Here is a 14,341-nt window from a genome sequence, read left to right on the forward strand (position 1 = left end):
ACACCTCACTGTGTCCCCACGGTCACCACCCGCCACTCACACCCGGTACAGCGCCTCCACCTCACCGGCGTACGCCCGCTCGATCGCCGCCCGCTTCAGCCTGCCGGACGGCGTGAGCAGCCCGTGCTCCTCGGTGAACCGGTGGGCGAGTATGCGGAAGGTGCGGATGGCCTGGGCCGGCGACACCCGGGTGTTCGCGGTGACCACCGCGCGGCGCACCTCGGCCTCCAGATCGGGATCGCGGACCAACTCCGCCACCGGCGGCACCGCCCCGCCCCGCATCCGGAGCCAGTGGGCCACCGCCTCCGCGTCCAGGGTGACCAGCGCGGCCACGTACGGGCGGTCGTTGCCCACGACGATGCACTGCGCGACCAACGGATGGTCCCGCACCCGGTCCTCCAACGGGGACGGGGACACGCTCCCGCCGCCGGCGGTCACCAGGACCTCCTTCTTGCGGCCCGTGATCGTCAGATGGCCGTCCGCGTCGAGCGTCCCGAGGTCACCGGTGGCCAGCCAACCGTCCAGGAGCGCCGCCTCCGTGGCCTTGGCGTCGTCCAGGTACCCGTGGAAGACGTGCGGACCGTGCAGCCACACCTCGCCGTCCGCCGCGATGTGCACCCGGGTACCCGGCAACGGCGGTCCCACCGTCCCGCAGCGCACCCGCCCCGGACGGTTCCCCGTCGACGGGCCCGTCGTCTCCGTCAGCCCGTACCCCTCGTACACCGTGATCCCCGCGCCCGCGAAGAACAGCCCCAGCGAACGCTCCATCGCCGCACCGCCCGACATCGCGCACCGGGCCCGCCCGCCCAGCGCCCGACGCAGCTCGGCGTAGACCGCCCGGTCGTACCACCGGTGCCGGGCGCGCAGGGCCGCGGAAGGTCCGGGGCCGGTCCCGAACGCCCGGGCCTCCAGCGCCTCGGCGTAGGCCACCGCCGTCGCCACCGCCTTCTCGAACCGGGCGAGCCCGCCCTCCCGCTCGGCCCGCCGACGGGCCGCCCGGAAGATCCGCTCGAAGAGGTACTCCGCGGTGAGCAGGAACGTCGGCCGGAACGTCGCCAGCCCGGCGAGCAGACCCGGCCCGTCCAGCTCCGGCAGATGACCGAACCGCACCCTTCCGCGGACCGCCGCCACCTGCACCGTCCGAGCGAAGACGTGCGCCAGCGGCAGGAACAGCAGGGTCGACGGCGCGCCACCCCGCCGGGGCCGGAACGCCTCCCGCCACCCGTGGTAAATCGTGTCAGCCTCGAACATCAGATTGCCGTGCGTGATCGCGCAGCCGTGCGGGCGCCCCGTGGTGCCGGACGTGTACACCACCGTCGCGATCGACTCCGGACGCACCAGCCTGCGGTGCCGGTCGACCAGGTCGTCCGCCAGGTGCGCCCCCGCCTCGTACAGCTCGCCCAGCGCGCCCGCGTCGAGCTGCCACAGCCGACGCAGCCGCGGCAGCCGGTCGATGACGGTGGCCACGGTCATCGCATGGTCCTCGTGCTCGACCATCGCGGCCACCACCCCGGCCTCGTGCAGCATCCACAGGAGCTGCTCCGCCGACGACGTCGGGTGGACCGGGACGACCTCGGCCCCGACGGTCCACAGCGCGAAGTCGAACAGCGTCCACTCGTAGCGGGTCCGGGACATGATCGCGACCCGGTCCCCGGCGCGGACGCCCTCCGCCAACAGGCCCTTGGCGAGCGCCGTGACCTCATCACGGAACTCCGCGGCGGTGACGTCGCGCCAGGTGCCCGGCTCCTCCTGCCGGGCGAGCACCACGTGCCGGGGATCGGCGCGGGCGCACGCGAAGACGGAGTCGGCGAGACCGCCCACGAGCGGCGGCGACACCTCGGGCAACGGCGGGCTGGCGAACTCGCGCAACTGGGCTCCTTGTGGCGGCTCTCCCACGGCGCCGCGACCGTACCCCACCCGAACGCCCTGCGGGAGGGGGCGTCGTACCCCCCTTCCGGCGGGGGTCCCGGGCGGCGCCGACCGTCCGTGCGGGCGAGCCCGTTGCCCTCGCCCGCACCCACATCGTGGCCCTCCACCGGGCCCCGACGGCGCGATCTGCACCGGATCGCCACGGCTTCCGTCCGATCACCACGCCGTCACCACGACCACCACCGGTGCGGGTCCGTACCGGGCATGCGGCCGTACCGGGCGTGCGGTTCGTGCCCGCCGCCGTGCAGTCGTCCGCGGTGTCACTCCCCGGCCGACAGCCGCACCCGCAGGAACCGCGGCCGGTACAGCGCCACGTTCCGGTTGACCTCCGTGTGCGCCACGCCCGCCGCGGCGTCCAGCCAGTTCACGTCGTAGCTGACCAGCAGCCCGCCCCCGCCGCCCAGCGAGGGATGGGCCCGCGGGTTGTACGCGGCGAGCCCCCGGCCGCCGCCCGCGTCCTCGGGCAGCGGCGGGGTGAAGCCCCGCACGGGGCCGTGCCAGGGACCGGTCGGCGAGCACGCCCAGTACCCCGCCACCGAGGTCAGCCCCTCGGCACCGGACGCCATGGTGAGCAGGGTGTACGTGTCCCCGTCCCGGACCACGGTGAACGCACTGCCCACCCCCTGCGTCCGCCCGTCCCCCAACACCGGACGCGGCGCCGCCCGCGCACTCCAGCGACGACCGTCCCAGTACCGCCACGCGCCGGGCTCCGCGAGCCGCCCCGTCGGGACCCGGGCCGCGTACGCGTACGCGCGTCCCCCGAGCGCCGAGCGGCCGTCGTCCCCGCCGAACACGTACGTCCACTCCCCGTCCGTGACGGTCGCCGTTCCGAACAGCACCCGCTCGGCGGGGTCCGGAACCGACGTCTGGTCCAGCACCGTCACGACCTCCTCGACCCTGAGGTCCGGCAACGACAGCGTGGCGACCTCCGTCGCGGCGGGCACCCCGTAGATCCACGGCGACCGTCCCGGGTCCCGCGTCCACAACAGCACCCGCACCACCCGCTCCGTGGAGCCGACGGTCCGCGGCTCCACCTGCGCGGCCACCGGCCAACGCCAGCGACCCCGCAACGGGTCGGGGAACAGCGGTGCGGGCAACGTCCGCTCCAGCGTTCCCGACGCCGACATCAGCACCCCGCTGTTGCGGACCGCGGGCGCGCTCATCTCCCGCCACGCGTGCGGCTGGCCCACCGGGTTCGGCGGCGGCCGCACCTCCCCGAGGAACGTGTCCGAGAACAGCCACAACACCCGTCCGTCCGGCAGCCGCACCGCATGGGTGCCGTCCCCGCCCGTCCAGTCGTCCGCGCGCGAGGTGTCGTCGCCGTACCGGACGAACTCCCCGGTCACCGCGGGGTCCGGGCGCCAGGACGCCACGGTGCGCGGAGAACAGGACGCGCCGTCCCGCGCGCCGCGCCCGTCCCGCAGCGCCCACACCGAGCCGGCGACCAGCACCACGAGCGCCACCGCCGCGCCCGCGACGGCACGGACCGGACGACGGGGCCGAGCCGCACGCACCTGCGGCTGCCCGGGGGCGAAGGACACGGGGGCGACGCTAGTCGCCGCGGACCGCCCGGGTCCACGGTGCGACCGGCCCCCACCCCGGGCGGTCAGGGCGCCGGATCGTCCAACGCCACCCGACGGTCGTGCGCGTACACGTTCATCGACGACCCCCGCAGGAAGCCGATCAGGGTGAGCCCCGCCTCGTCCGCGAGGTCCACCGCCAGGGACGAGGGCGCGGAGACCGCCGCGAGCACCGGGATCCCCGCCATCACGGCCTTCTGCGCCAGCTCGAAGGAGGCGCGACCCGAAACGAGGAGCACGGCGCGGGACAGCGGCAGCCCGCCCGCCCGCAGCGCCCGGCCGATCACCTTGTCGACGGCGTTGTGGCGCCCCACGTCCTCACACACGTCCAGCAGTTCCCCGTCCTCGTCGAACAGGGCCGCCGCATGCAGCCCGCCGGTACGGTCGAACACCCGCTGCGCCGCCCGCAGCCGCTCCGGCAACTCCGCGATCAGCGCGGGGGACAGCCGCAGCGGCGGGTCGTCGGCGATGGCCCACCGCGCATGGGTGCGCACCGCGTCGAGGCTGGCCTTGCCGCACAGCCCGCACGACGAGGTCGTGTACACGTTCCGTTCCAGGGTGATGTCCGGAACCGGCACACCGGGGGCGAGCTGCACGTCCACCACGTTGTACGAGTTCCCGCCGTCCGCGGTGGCGCCCGCGCAGTAGGCGATCGTGCGCAGATCCGCCGGTGAGCCCAGCACCCCCTCGCTCACCAGGAACCCCGCTGCCAGCGCGAAGTCGTCGCCGGGCGTCCGCATGGTGATCGCCAACGGCTTGCCGTTCAGCCGGATCTCCAGTGGTTCCTCGGCGACCAGGGTGTCCGGCCGGCGGTCCACCCGTCCGTCCCGCACGCGGACGACCCGTCGGCGCTCGGTGACCCGTCCCATGTGTAACCGTCCTGGTTCTCTGCGTAGCGGCCGTGGCTCGGGAGCCGTGACCCGGGCCCGTTCCGCCCGTGCCGTCCCGTCATTCTTCCGCACGACGGGCGACCGCCGGCCTGGGGTCATGATCGGAGCCAACAAGACGTACGGCCGATTCCTGTCGCTTTACTCGTCCGCATATTGGCGGGTCGCTCCCCAGACTGGAACTTCCGTGATCTCACCGGAACCCGAGGGGGACTCTTGCAGGGCACGCGCATCGCGGCGCTGGGTCACTACCAGCCGGCCGGCGTCCTCACCAACGAGGACCTTGCGGGCATGGTGGAGACCAGCGACGACTGGATCACCTCCCGCGTCGGCATCCGCACCCGGCACATCGCCGGACCCGAGGAGCCCGTGGACGAGCTGGCCGCGCACGCCGGGGCCAAGGCCCTCGCCGCGGCCGGTCTGACCCCCGCGGACGTCGACCTGGTGGTGGTCGCCACCTCCACCGCGATCGACCGCTCCCCGAACACGGCCGCCCGGGTCGCCGCCCGCCTCGGCATGCCAGGCCCCGCGGTCCTCGACCTCAACGTGGTCTGTGCCGGCTTCACCCACGCACTCGCCACCGCCGACCACACGGTGCGGGCCGGGGCCGCCACCCGCGCCCTGGTCATCGGCGCCGACAAGATGACCCAGATCGCGGACTGGACGGACCGCACCACCTGCGTCCTCGTCGGCGACGGCGCCGGCGCGGCGGTCGTGGAGCGCTGCGCCCCCGGCCAGGAGCCCGGGATCGGTCCGGTGCTGTGGGGTTCGGTGCCGGAGATGGGCAATGCGGTGCGGATCGAAGGCACCCCCCCGGTCTTCGCCCAGGAGGGCCAGAGCGTCTACCGGTGGGCCACCACCCGGCTTCCGCCGCTGGCTCGGCAGGCGTGCGAACGCGCCGGCATCGCTCCCGCCGACCTCGCGGCGGTCGTCCTGCACCAGGCGAACCTGCGGATCATCGAGCCGCTCGCCGAGCGGATCGGAGCGGTGAACGCGGTGGTCGCCCGCGATGTCGTCGACTCGGGCAACACCTCGGCGGCCAGCATCCCGCTCGCTTTCTCCAAGCTCGTCGAGCGCGGGGAGATCACGTCGGGGGCGCCCGTCCTACTCTTCGGCTTCGGCGGGAACCTCTCGTACGCGGGACAGGTCGTCCACTGCCCCTGACCCCGTCGGACCAGGGGTGCGCAGGTGCGTTCCGGGGGGCCGGAACCGGTTGCCGGTGACGGGCGGTCACGTGATGTGACGGCCTGGGCGCTGACCGTCTCCCACCCCTCGGGCCTGCGGATACGTGGGTGAAACGCACTCCGAAACCTTGGTATTGTTGTCCATGTCGCCGCGGGGAACACCTCGCGAACACCACACCGGTCCGGGTGGCGGAATGGCAGACGCGCTAGCTTGAGGTGCTAGTGCCCTTTATCGGGCGTGGGGGTTCAAGTCCCCCCTCGGACACCAGCTAAGACCCCAGTTGATCTGGGGTTTTTTGCTTTTCCGGGCTGTGGCGTGACCAGCCACGTGACCAATGGCCCAGCGGACTTCCTGGTCAGAGCGGGGATGGCAGGCCGATACGGCTGGCGCTCGAAGCGGCCAGCTTCTTCGTCCCTTCGGCGCGACGCCTGCCGTACCGCGCCATGGTGTAGCCCGGCGAGGAAGTTCCCCGAAAGGTGCAGGCGGTTGGGTGCCGTGTGTCAGCGGGCCGACACCTTCTCGGGGTCCTGTGGTCCGCCTGCCTCGCCCCGGTAGAGCTTGAAGCCGTCGCGGGCGAACACGAGGTCATGGTCCACCCAGAGATCCCCGAGCCGCTCCCGCTCCGCGTCCCGGCGTTCCTTCTGCCACTTGAGGGGCCGGTGCCATCGTCTTCGCCGTCTAGCCGTCGCCGCCGAAGTCGAGCGGGAGGGCATCCGGGAGAAGGCGCTGGAAGGAGTTCGACACCGTCGCCCGCAAGGGCAACGTCGGCGGACGCCCGTCCGTGATGGACGACGACAAGCTAGCCGTAGCCCGCGCCCGGTACGGCAAGGGAGGGAGAGCCACCGCCATTGCCAAGGCGCTCGGAGTGCACAGGGGCACCCCCGCCACCTTGCCGACAACGCCTGAGGCAGGCGCACAGCCACACGGTCAGACGCTCACCTCGGAGTGCACCGGAACGGGCGGGCGCACTCCCGTGAGTGCCTCCGCTCGGGCAACCAGGAGGGGCGCGAGGTCGGGGTACCAGCTACGGGCCACGGCTTGCAGCATCTCCGCCAGCGCGGCGAGTTCCCCGATTCGACCAGCCGGAGTGTCGAGTATCGGCGCGAACTCCTTACGGATGCGGGCAGCTACGTCGGGCACGAGCAAGCTGTTCGCGTGGAGGAGCCCCGCGTCGTAGCCGAAGGGCACCAGGCCCCAGCGCTCCCAGTCCAGCAGGCACAGGGGGGCGGCCGTGAGGTTGCCCCAGTGCAGGTCACCGTGACCGGTCACCCGCTCCACTATGACGGGGGCCGGGACGCCGAGGAACTGGGGGAAGGCCCGTTCGACCCAGCCGTCCCGGATGGTGACCTTTGCCCCTTCCACTCCAGCGAGCAGGGCAAGGGCTCGGCGCAAATCAGCCCACCACTCGTCAGGCAACCCGGGGTCGTGGTCGATGTCAGCTCGATCCGGGGACACGATGGATTGCGTGACGTAGTCGAGGACTTCCGCTTCGAAAGCCCACTCTCCGTCAGTCCAGTCGTGCACCTCGTGCAGGCGCGGGTGCGGGACGGCGTCGGGCACCCGCAGGGAGGCCCCGAGAACGCCCTCCGTCTCCTTCCTGCCCGCGTTGCGCTTCGCCGTCCGGCTAACCCGTAGCCACCGGTCTCCCGCCCGCCGTCCGAGGGTGACGCCGAGAAACCCCCACGCCAGCGGACCCGTGCAGGTGAGGCCCAGCGCCTTGGCCGCTCGGTCGTGGGCGGCCTCCATCAGGGTCTGCACGTCCTTATTCAGCGGCGAGTTCATCGGTCACCCTCCTCAGTTCCTCGGCTGTCAGGGGCGCGGCCAGAGCCTTCGCCGCATCGTCCCAGTGTTCGCGCGTACTCGCGGAAGTCAGGACGACATCGAGGCCGGGGCACGATCCGGCAGCGAGCATGGCAGCGGCTGCGGCCGACAGGCCGGGGCGGATGAGGTTCACCAGTTCGGGTGTCATGGCATCAAGGAGTTCACCGCCGTGCAGGGGAGCGGAGCCGAACGTGATCAGCCCTGCGTCCTTCGCCTGCACGAGCGGCCCACCGCCGTTCAGGGACTGTGTGATCGGGCCGTCCATGACCAGGCTCACAGGCATCTGCAAGCCCGTGAAGTGATGCTCGGCGGAACCCGCCGCCTGCCGGGCGAGCGCGAGTAGCTCGGGAACACTGAACACTCCGGAGGTCAGGCCCGACCATGTGGCGACGCCGTACCCGCCGATCCTGCCCGAGTGGGCGAACTCCTCCAGCGCGGCGAAGGCATTCCGCACCCGCCCGTGCAGAGCGGCACGGTCGAGGCCGTTCCCGTGGTGCTCGGGGTTGTGCACGAACGCCAGTTCCACCCGACCGAGCGCGGCCAACGAACGCTTCGTCTGCCACCGAACGAAGCCCGGTTCAAGGCTGTGCCTACCGGCTGCCCCCTCCTCGGTGAGTACTCCCTCAGCCAGGGCAGTCCGGCCTTGCTCCGCCGTGAAGAACCCCGTCTTCGCGGCTACCCGCACGGTCGGGTACTCCTCCAGGAGTGGGCGCAGCTCCTCATGAGCCCGACCATGGGCGTAGTTGGGTGCCGTGTCCACCCAGGGGCTACCGGCAGCCAGGGCGGTGCGTGCCGCCTGGCTGACGGCACGCACGCGGTATGTGCCCAGGGAGAGTGCGGCGGTCACAGAGCCGTACCCACGACTGCGACGGCATGGCCGTCGATGAGGACGGAGACCAGTTCGGCCACCTTCTTGATCTCCAGTCCGGCGGAGTCGGCGAGTTCGCCGAGCGTGGTCGGCCGGTTGGTCAGCAGCGTGCCGAGCGCGGGCGCTGCGGAGTCGGCGAAGTCCCACGCGGTACCGGCCGCCGAGAGGGTGACCGTGCCCTCTGCGGGCTTCGGCGTCAGGTGGCCCCTCGGAGTGATGAGCTTGACCATGACCTCCCTCCGCGCGGGGAGCCCGTCCACGTAGGGCAGGGACGGAATCGCGTGGCCCAGGTCAGTCGTGTCGATCGACTCCGCCCACCGCTCCACGAGGCGGGGGTCCGTCATCATCTCGGCCACCTCACGGCGTACCGCATCGATGAAGTCCGACTGCTCCCCCAGCGAGCCGAAGCGCGGAATGTCCCTGCGCAGCGCGAGGGACGCCCGAAGCTGATCGACGACCCAGAGCATCAGGTCAGCGCCCGTGTGCGGAACCATGCCGAAGGTGAGGTGAAGGGATTCCGTCCCCTGGTCAGCAGTGACCGAGTGCCACCAGCCACGCGGCAGGTAGAGCACGTCACCCGGGGACAGAACGAGGTCCGCCATCGGTTCACCCTCCGGCTCCTCCGGCGACTCCACGTCCCGGAAGGTGGGCGCCTCACGGGTCGTTCCCCACAGGCGCCACCGCTTCGAGCCATGCAACTGAACGACGACGACATCATGGTCGTCCCAGTGCCGGCCGAAGCCCTCCCGCTCGGTCCATGAGGCGTACACGTTGGCCTGCACGGAAGTCCCCAGGAAGCGTTCCAGCCCCTCAGCAGCCGTCCCCACGGCGGGGTGGATCTTCTCGACCGCATCGAGGACAAGCGACGCCCCGTCCCTGAGCTGCGCGTGAAAGTCGGACGGCTGGATACGGGACCACGTGACCGCACGGCGGTTCGTGGTCGGGATGGCGTAGCGGTGAAGGGGGACCATCTCGCCGTCGACCGAAAGGCGCAGCCGGGGCGGCTCCAGCCGTTGCGTGGCGATGATTCGGTTCAGGTCGTCCCAGGAGAACAGGCCCGCCGTGTCGGCAACCCTGGGGAAGTGTGCGTAGGAGCGGTGGTACGTCTGGGCGAGGAACGTGTCCCCGCCCAGACGCCCCGCCCACGAGGCTGCATCAAGCAACGTGGGCGCTCCCGTCAGTCGTTGCCGTCGGAACGGCCACTGGTGACGTCAGACTCCTGCTCGGCGCGGGTGCGCGCGGCCACGATCTTCCGCTTCGCGACGAGCAGTCCACCCCCCTCGGGGGTCACCGAACCGGTGTTCTCTTCCACCATCGGACTACCTCTCTTCTCGGGAACTCCCACCGGAAATCCGGCAGGAAGCACAAGGGATAGCGGCGGGCACGGCGGTTACTGGAGAGCCAGGGTTCCGACGAGAACCAGGGCAAGGGCTCCGAGGATCATCGCCAGGTAGAGCAGACCTGCGTACCGGCCGAAGCAGCGCAGTACCCACCGCCCCAAGCCGGACATCAGGCCGACCCGGAGACAGGCGAGCCGCGCACCGAGGGCACCCGCACGGCGGGTACTTGGTCGGCGAACCCAAGATCACCGCGTTGCGCGGGCTCACCTTCACCGTGCGCACCGGGCCGTACGTCCTACCGCCGTCGTACGACACCCGCAGATTCATGCGCCCGCTGTCGCGGTTTCTCGTTTCGTCTCGCTCGGTCGCCGCCATGGGGGAAATCATTTCCCCGGAAAGCGGCGACTGTGTAGTTCTTTCCCGTCATGGACTAAAGATCATGAACGGCAAGCGGCGGACCAATTCGCCAACAAGGCTCGCACTTCGTCCCCGAACAACGCATAGCCCTCCAGCGTGGAGAACAGTTCCAGGTGCATTTCGATGTCTCTTGGATCTCTCAGGATTACGACACCGGTCGTGTTCTCCACAGTGGCCAGCGCGTTGTCATAGACGGTGAAGGTATCCATCGGAGCCATGGGCTTATGCCCCGCGATCGGGATGACGCCGAGCCTCACGTTCGTAAGGTGGGTCAGTGAGGCCAGCCGGTCAATCTGCATCGCCATCGCAGCCGGGGGCAGGAGCGGCCACCTCACAGCCTGCTCAGTCAAGATGAAGGTAAACCGCTTCTTCGTTTCATAAAGAACCTCTTGCCGCTCCAGCTTCCTCGCGATCGTCTTGGTGACATCGGTCGGGGAATGGGCAAGGCTGGCCCGGATGTACTCGGGGGTGGACAGCAGTCCTGTAATCATCGAGAGCAGGAAGAAGCGGAACTCCGTACACGAGGATTCAAGAGCCGCAAGTTCAGTCTGCTTCTTCTCCAGGCCCCTACGTCGCAGCGAGCGCAAGTCTTGCCATTCAGTGTTGGCCAGTCTAGCGAGGGCGATGACCTCTTCGATGACTTCGGGCGGAGCCACCACGGCCCGGAGGATTCTTTCCAAGTCCAGCAGGCTCGGCTGGGCTTTCCCGTTCTCGATCCGACTGATCTTCGATTGGGACATATTGCAACGCCGAGCGAGCCGGTCCCCAGTGAGGCCGGCTCGCTTGCGTAGTTCTTTCAGCAGGGCCGCCAGTTCTTGCTTCGGCTGCCCCAACTGTTCAGGGTCGAACGTCACCCGCTCACGTACTCCAGGAATGGAACCGACTCGGCAATGGCGATTCGCTTCCACTGCCGGTATGACGCGGGATCGCCCTCGCACAATTCCCTGCTGATCTGCGTCCCGTCTTCCCCGTAATTCATCAGGACCACCTTGGACTCATCGAACATCCAGAAGTCCTGATCCGGAAGGCCCGGGTTCTCTCGCCCGGTGAGGTCGAGGATGCGAATATCCTCGCCCGCTTTGACGTGATGCCGATAGTAATACTCGAACTCAAACCGAAGGTAATCTGAGAGCGGGCGGGTCACGACATGCACCCTGCCGACACGCTTTCCTTCCGAGGTCCATTGTCGAACCTCATCCATCCAGGCCGACGTGTAATCGTCCGGGGATTTCTCCCCGACGAGGAAGCGTTTCAACTTCTCCGCCTCTTGGGGCATGGTGTAGACGGGCAGCGTTTCCAGCCGCCACGCGTCGCGCTCCATGGAATCGAAGCAGTCATTCCACGCGTCACCATCCAAGTGCACGGAACGCCTCCCTGAGAACCGCCTCCGGGATTTCCACGAGCCCTTCCCCGGCGGGCGGGGTGAAGGCGTCGGACATGTCGCCCTGCACGAGGAACGATCCGGTCGCCTTGCGGTACACGTTCGGGCAGTCCTTCTCTCCGCACTCACCGTTGCCGTTGCCCGTGAGCCGGGTGAGTGCCGTACGTTCGGACATACCAAACCCCCTTGCTCTGGCCCCGTATGGGCCGCCTATCCGCCGACAGTAGAGGGGGTGGCGCTACGGGTCTATGCGTGAACGCGACTATGCGTGTCCTTGCATAAACAGGTCCCGGGCCACCCCAGCCCACCCTGGTACGTGGTCACGTACGCGTCCGTGCAGGCTGGGTGTAGCCCCGTGGCGTCGTCCGGGAAGCCTGACCAGGGACCCCCGCGGGACTCCTGAACGCCCGGGCCCTGCGTGATCTTCGAGGTCGCCGAGCGCGCGGCCGGAAGTCCCCTCGTTGGCCGCGGTCACCCATCAAGAGTGCGAACGCTGTGCGCACCTTGCGCACAGCGTTCCTTAGTGCGTATGGTGTGCGCATCGAGGAACACTGTACGCACCGAGTGGGGGCAGACATGTCGAACAACGTGAGCTGGGACGAGCAGGGCGACTGGGCCGCCGAGGGCACGTGGGGTACCCGGAACTCGGCGGGCCGGAAGCTGGACCTCGCCCACTGGCAGTCCCGGCTCGACGAGCTGCGCGCCAAGCACCACGTGCCGGCCGCGTCCCTGGCGGTCCTCGTGGACGGTGCCGTCCACGAGCTGGCCAGTGGCGTGCTCCACCGCGGAACGGGAGTGGAGGCGACGACCGACTCGGTCTTCCAGATGGGCTCGATCGCCAAGATCTACACCGCCACCCTGATCATGCAGCTCGTCGACGAGGGCCGACTGGACCTGGACGCACCGGTCGTGGACGTGCTGCCGGAGTTCTCGGTCGCCGATCCCGAGGTGACCAGGATGATCACCACGCGCCAGCTGCTCAGTCACACGAGCGGCCTCACCTGCGACTTCACCTACGACAGCGGGCGCGGCGACGACTGCCTCGCCCGGTACGTCGAGGCCGCGAAGGGCGTGGCGCTCGACTGCCCGCCCGGTGAAGCGCTCTCGTACAGCAGCGTCGGGTACAACGTGCTCGGCCGCATCGTCGAGGTGCTCACCGGCAAGGTCTGGGACGAGGCGCTCAAAGACCTGCTCCTCACCCCGCTCGGACTCGACCGCACCATGACGCTGCCCGAGGAGGCACTGCGGTTCCGCGCGGCGATGAGCCACCTGGGCGAGCCGGGCCGGGCCCCGGAGCCGGCGCCGTCCTGGGACCTGATGCCGCGCTCGGCCGGCCCCTACGGTCGCGTCATCGCCACCGCCGGGGACCTCGCGCGGCTCGCGCGGATGCACCTCGCGGGCGGAAGGGCCCAAGACGGTACCCGGGTGCTCTCCGAGGAGGCCGTTGCGCTGATGCAGCGCCGGGTCGTGGACTCCCCGGACAGGTGGTCGGTCAGTGCCGACGGCTGGGGTCTGGGCTGGACCCTCTACGACTGGGACGGCGTCCAGGGCTACGGCCACGACGGCGCCTCCATCGGACAGTACGGCTACCTGCGCGTCGTTCCGTCGGCGGGTGTCGCGGTCGTGCTGCTCACCAACGGCGGCGGGGCGCGCGAACTGTACGCGGCGCTCTACCGGGAACTCCTCGCCGAACTGGCCGGGGTGACGATGCCGGACGCCTTCGCCCCGCCGGCCACGCCCCCCGTGGTCGACTTCGCGCCGCTCGTCGGCACGTACCGGCGCGAGGGCGTGGTCATCACCGTGACCGAGCGGGACGGTGCGGGGCACCTGGTGTACGAGTTCGTCGACGGCATGAAGGACTTCTCCGAACCCTTGGAGATCGACCTGGTGCCGGTGACGGAGACGGTCTTCGCCGGCACCGGGGTGGGCGCGGCGTTCAGCGAGGGCTACATGCCCGTCACCTTCTCCACGCTGCTGGACGGCACCGGGTGCGTGTACATCGGGATGCGCTGCGGCCCCAAGGTCGCGTAGACCGGCCGCGCCGGCCCGCGTCGGGGCGGCGCCCCGGCTCCGGTCAGGGGGCCGGCGCCGGTCCGGTCCCCGAAGCGGTACAGCCACCGCACGTCCCGGCCGAACGACCAGGTCAGTGCGGCCAGCGCCGTCAGGACCAGACCCGCGCGCACGAGAGGGGGCAGGAACGGCGCAGTGGCCAGCAACAGGGCGATCCCCTGGAACGCTGCCACCGCCTTGCGGCCCGTGCGAGGCGGCAGGGGAGCGCCCAGCCAGCACAGTCCGCGGGCGGCGACCACGAACGCGTAGCGCATCGCGCCGATCAGCAGCACCCAGGGACCGAACCGCACCGCGGCGTCCACGCTGAGCACCAGGATCAGGGCCGCGTCCACCTCCATGTCGAACCGGGCGCCCAACGGCGTCGCAGTATCCGTACGTCGGGCCACCCGGCCGTCCACCGCGTCGAGGACCAGGGCCACCGCCGTCAGCGCGATCAGCGGGAGCACCGGGCGCGAGCCCCCGAACGCCTCGGCCACCAGGGCGGTCACCCCGCCGACCAGGAGCGTCCGCGCCAGGGTGACCCGGTTCGCCGGGCCGAGCCGGTGCGCGCCGGTCCGGTCCAGCGCACGGGTCAACACGACCCAGGTGCCGGCCCCGAAGACGAGCCCCGCCAGCCACCCCGCCGCACCCAACCCGACCGTCGCGGCGAGCAGGGCCAACAGCAGCACCTGGGCAGCGGCACCGATCGCCGCCTCGTGTCGAGGCGTGGGGAACCCCCGTTGCCCGCAAGCCTGGTTCAGGTCCATGGCGCACCTTCCTCCCCGGTGACAGGGCTGAGCCCCGCCGCGTACCGTGTCGCGGTCTCTGCCTCAGTACGCGGGGCACCGGGGGAACGTTCACCCCCACGGCGGTGCTCCTGCACC

At 70.5% G+C, this 14,341-nt stretch carries 13 protein-coding genes and 1 tRNA gene; 3 read left to right on the forward strand and 11 right to left on the reverse strand.

Annotated features, from left to right (window positions below):
* Positions 1–36: 36 nt before the first annotated feature.
* From ACFV88_RS16075 to fdhD, 3 genes are all read right to left on the reverse strand, one after another.
* Positions 37–1,869: an AMP-dependent synthetase/ligase gene (locus ACFV88_RS16075; protein ID WP_385491125.1), complete on the reverse strand. Its 1,833-nt coding sequence runs from the start codon at positions 1,867–1,869 to the stop codon at positions 37–39.
* 320 nt (positions 1,870–2,189) lie between these two features.
* Positions 2,190–3,470: a hypothetical protein gene (locus ACFV88_RS16080; RefSeq protein ID WP_385491127.1), complete on the reverse strand. Its 1,281-nt coding sequence runs from the start codon at positions 3,468–3,470 to the stop codon at positions 2,190–2,192.
* A 65-nt stretch (positions 3,471–3,535) separates the two neighbouring features.
* Positions 3,536–4,378 (reverse strand): formate dehydrogenase accessory sulfurtransferase FdhD, encoded by an 843-nt coding sequence (gene fdhD, locus ACFV88_RS16085; RefSeq protein WP_385491129.1) that lies wholly within the window; start codon positions 4,376–4,378, stop codon positions 3,536–3,538.
* Positions 4,379–4,612: 234 nt separating this feature from the next.
* On the opposite strand from fdhD, the gene ACFV88_RS16090 reads away from it, so the two are divergent.
* Entirely contained in the window at positions 4,613–5,560 is a 948-nt protein-coding gene (locus ACFV88_RS16090) for a beta-ketoacyl-ACP synthase III (RefSeq protein ID WP_385491131.1), read from the forward strand.
* Between the two features lie 200 nt (positions 5,561–5,760).
* A tRNA-Leu gene (locus ACFV88_RS16095) sits at positions 5,761–5,848 on the forward strand.
* A 660-nt stretch (positions 5,849–6,508) separates the two neighbouring features.
* On the opposite strand, the gene ACFV88_RS16100 is transcribed toward ACFV88_RS16095, so the two are convergent.
* The 7 genes from ACFV88_RS16100 to ACFV88_RS16130 all read right to left on the reverse strand — a co-directional run bounded on the left by ACFV88_RS16100 (position 6,509) and on the right by ACFV88_RS16130 (position 11,583).
* Entirely contained in the window at positions 6,509–7,363 is an 855-nt protein-coding gene (locus tag ACFV88_RS16100; protein ID WP_385491134.1) for a hypothetical protein, read from the reverse strand.
* Complete coding sequence (locus ACFV88_RS16105; protein ID WP_385491137.1) at positions 7,344–8,249, reverse strand: aldo/keto reductase; 906 nt, start codon at positions 8,247–8,249, stop codon at positions 7,344–7,346. The genes ACFV88_RS16100 and ACFV88_RS16105 overlap by 20 nt, the downstream gene beginning before the upstream one ends.
* Positions 8,246–9,433, reverse strand: coding sequence for a cupin domain-containing protein (locus tag ACFV88_RS16110; RefSeq protein ID WP_385491140.1), 1,188 nt, complete (start codon positions 9,431–9,433; stop codon positions 8,246–8,248). Before ACFV88_RS16110 ends, ACFV88_RS16105 begins: the two co-directional genes overlap by 4 nt.
* 14 nt (positions 9,434–9,447) lie before the next feature.
* Positions 9,448–9,585 (reverse strand): hypothetical protein, encoded by a 138-nt coding sequence (locus tag ACFV88_RS16115; protein ID WP_385491142.1) that lies wholly within the window; start codon positions 9,583–9,585, stop codon positions 9,448–9,450.
* Positions 9,586–10,047: 462 nt separating this feature from the next.
* A complete protein-coding gene (locus ACFV88_RS16120; RefSeq protein WP_385491144.1) occupies positions 10,048–10,881 on the reverse strand; it encodes a helix-turn-helix domain-containing protein in 834 nt (277 codons plus the stop codon).
* Positions 10,878–11,390, reverse strand: coding sequence for a DUF6879 family protein (locus tag ACFV88_RS16125; protein ID WP_385491146.1), 513 nt, complete (start codon positions 11,388–11,390; stop codon positions 10,878–10,880). The genes ACFV88_RS16120 and ACFV88_RS16125 overlap by 4 nt, the downstream gene beginning before the upstream one ends.
* Positions 11,374–11,583 (reverse strand): hypothetical protein, encoded by a 210-nt coding sequence (locus ACFV88_RS16130; protein WP_385491149.1) that lies wholly within the window; start codon positions 11,581–11,583, stop codon positions 11,374–11,376. Before ACFV88_RS16130 ends, ACFV88_RS16125 begins: the two co-directional genes overlap by 17 nt.
* A gap of 401 nt (positions 11,584–11,984) precedes the next feature.
* Here ACFV88_RS16130 and ACFV88_RS16135 point away from each other — a divergent pair, with 401 nt between their 5' ends.
* Entirely contained in the window at positions 11,985–13,439 is a 1,455-nt protein-coding gene (locus ACFV88_RS16135; protein ID WP_385491151.1) for a serine hydrolase domain-containing protein, read from the forward strand.
* On the opposite strand, the gene ACFV88_RS16140 is transcribed toward ACFV88_RS16135, so the two are convergent.
* Positions 13,355–14,224 (reverse strand): CDP-alcohol phosphatidyltransferase family protein, encoded by an 870-nt coding sequence (locus ACFV88_RS16140; protein WP_385491152.1) that lies wholly within the window; start codon positions 14,222–14,224, stop codon positions 13,355–13,357. The two genes, ACFV88_RS16135 and ACFV88_RS16140, sit on opposite strands and share 85 nt — an antisense overlap.
* Positions 14,225–14,341: the final 117 nt, after the last annotated feature.

The organism is Streptomyces sp. NPDC059816 (genome assembly GCF_042732055.1).
Taxonomy (GTDB): Bacteria; Actinomycetota; Actinomycetes; order Streptomycetales; family Streptomycetaceae; genus Streptomyces.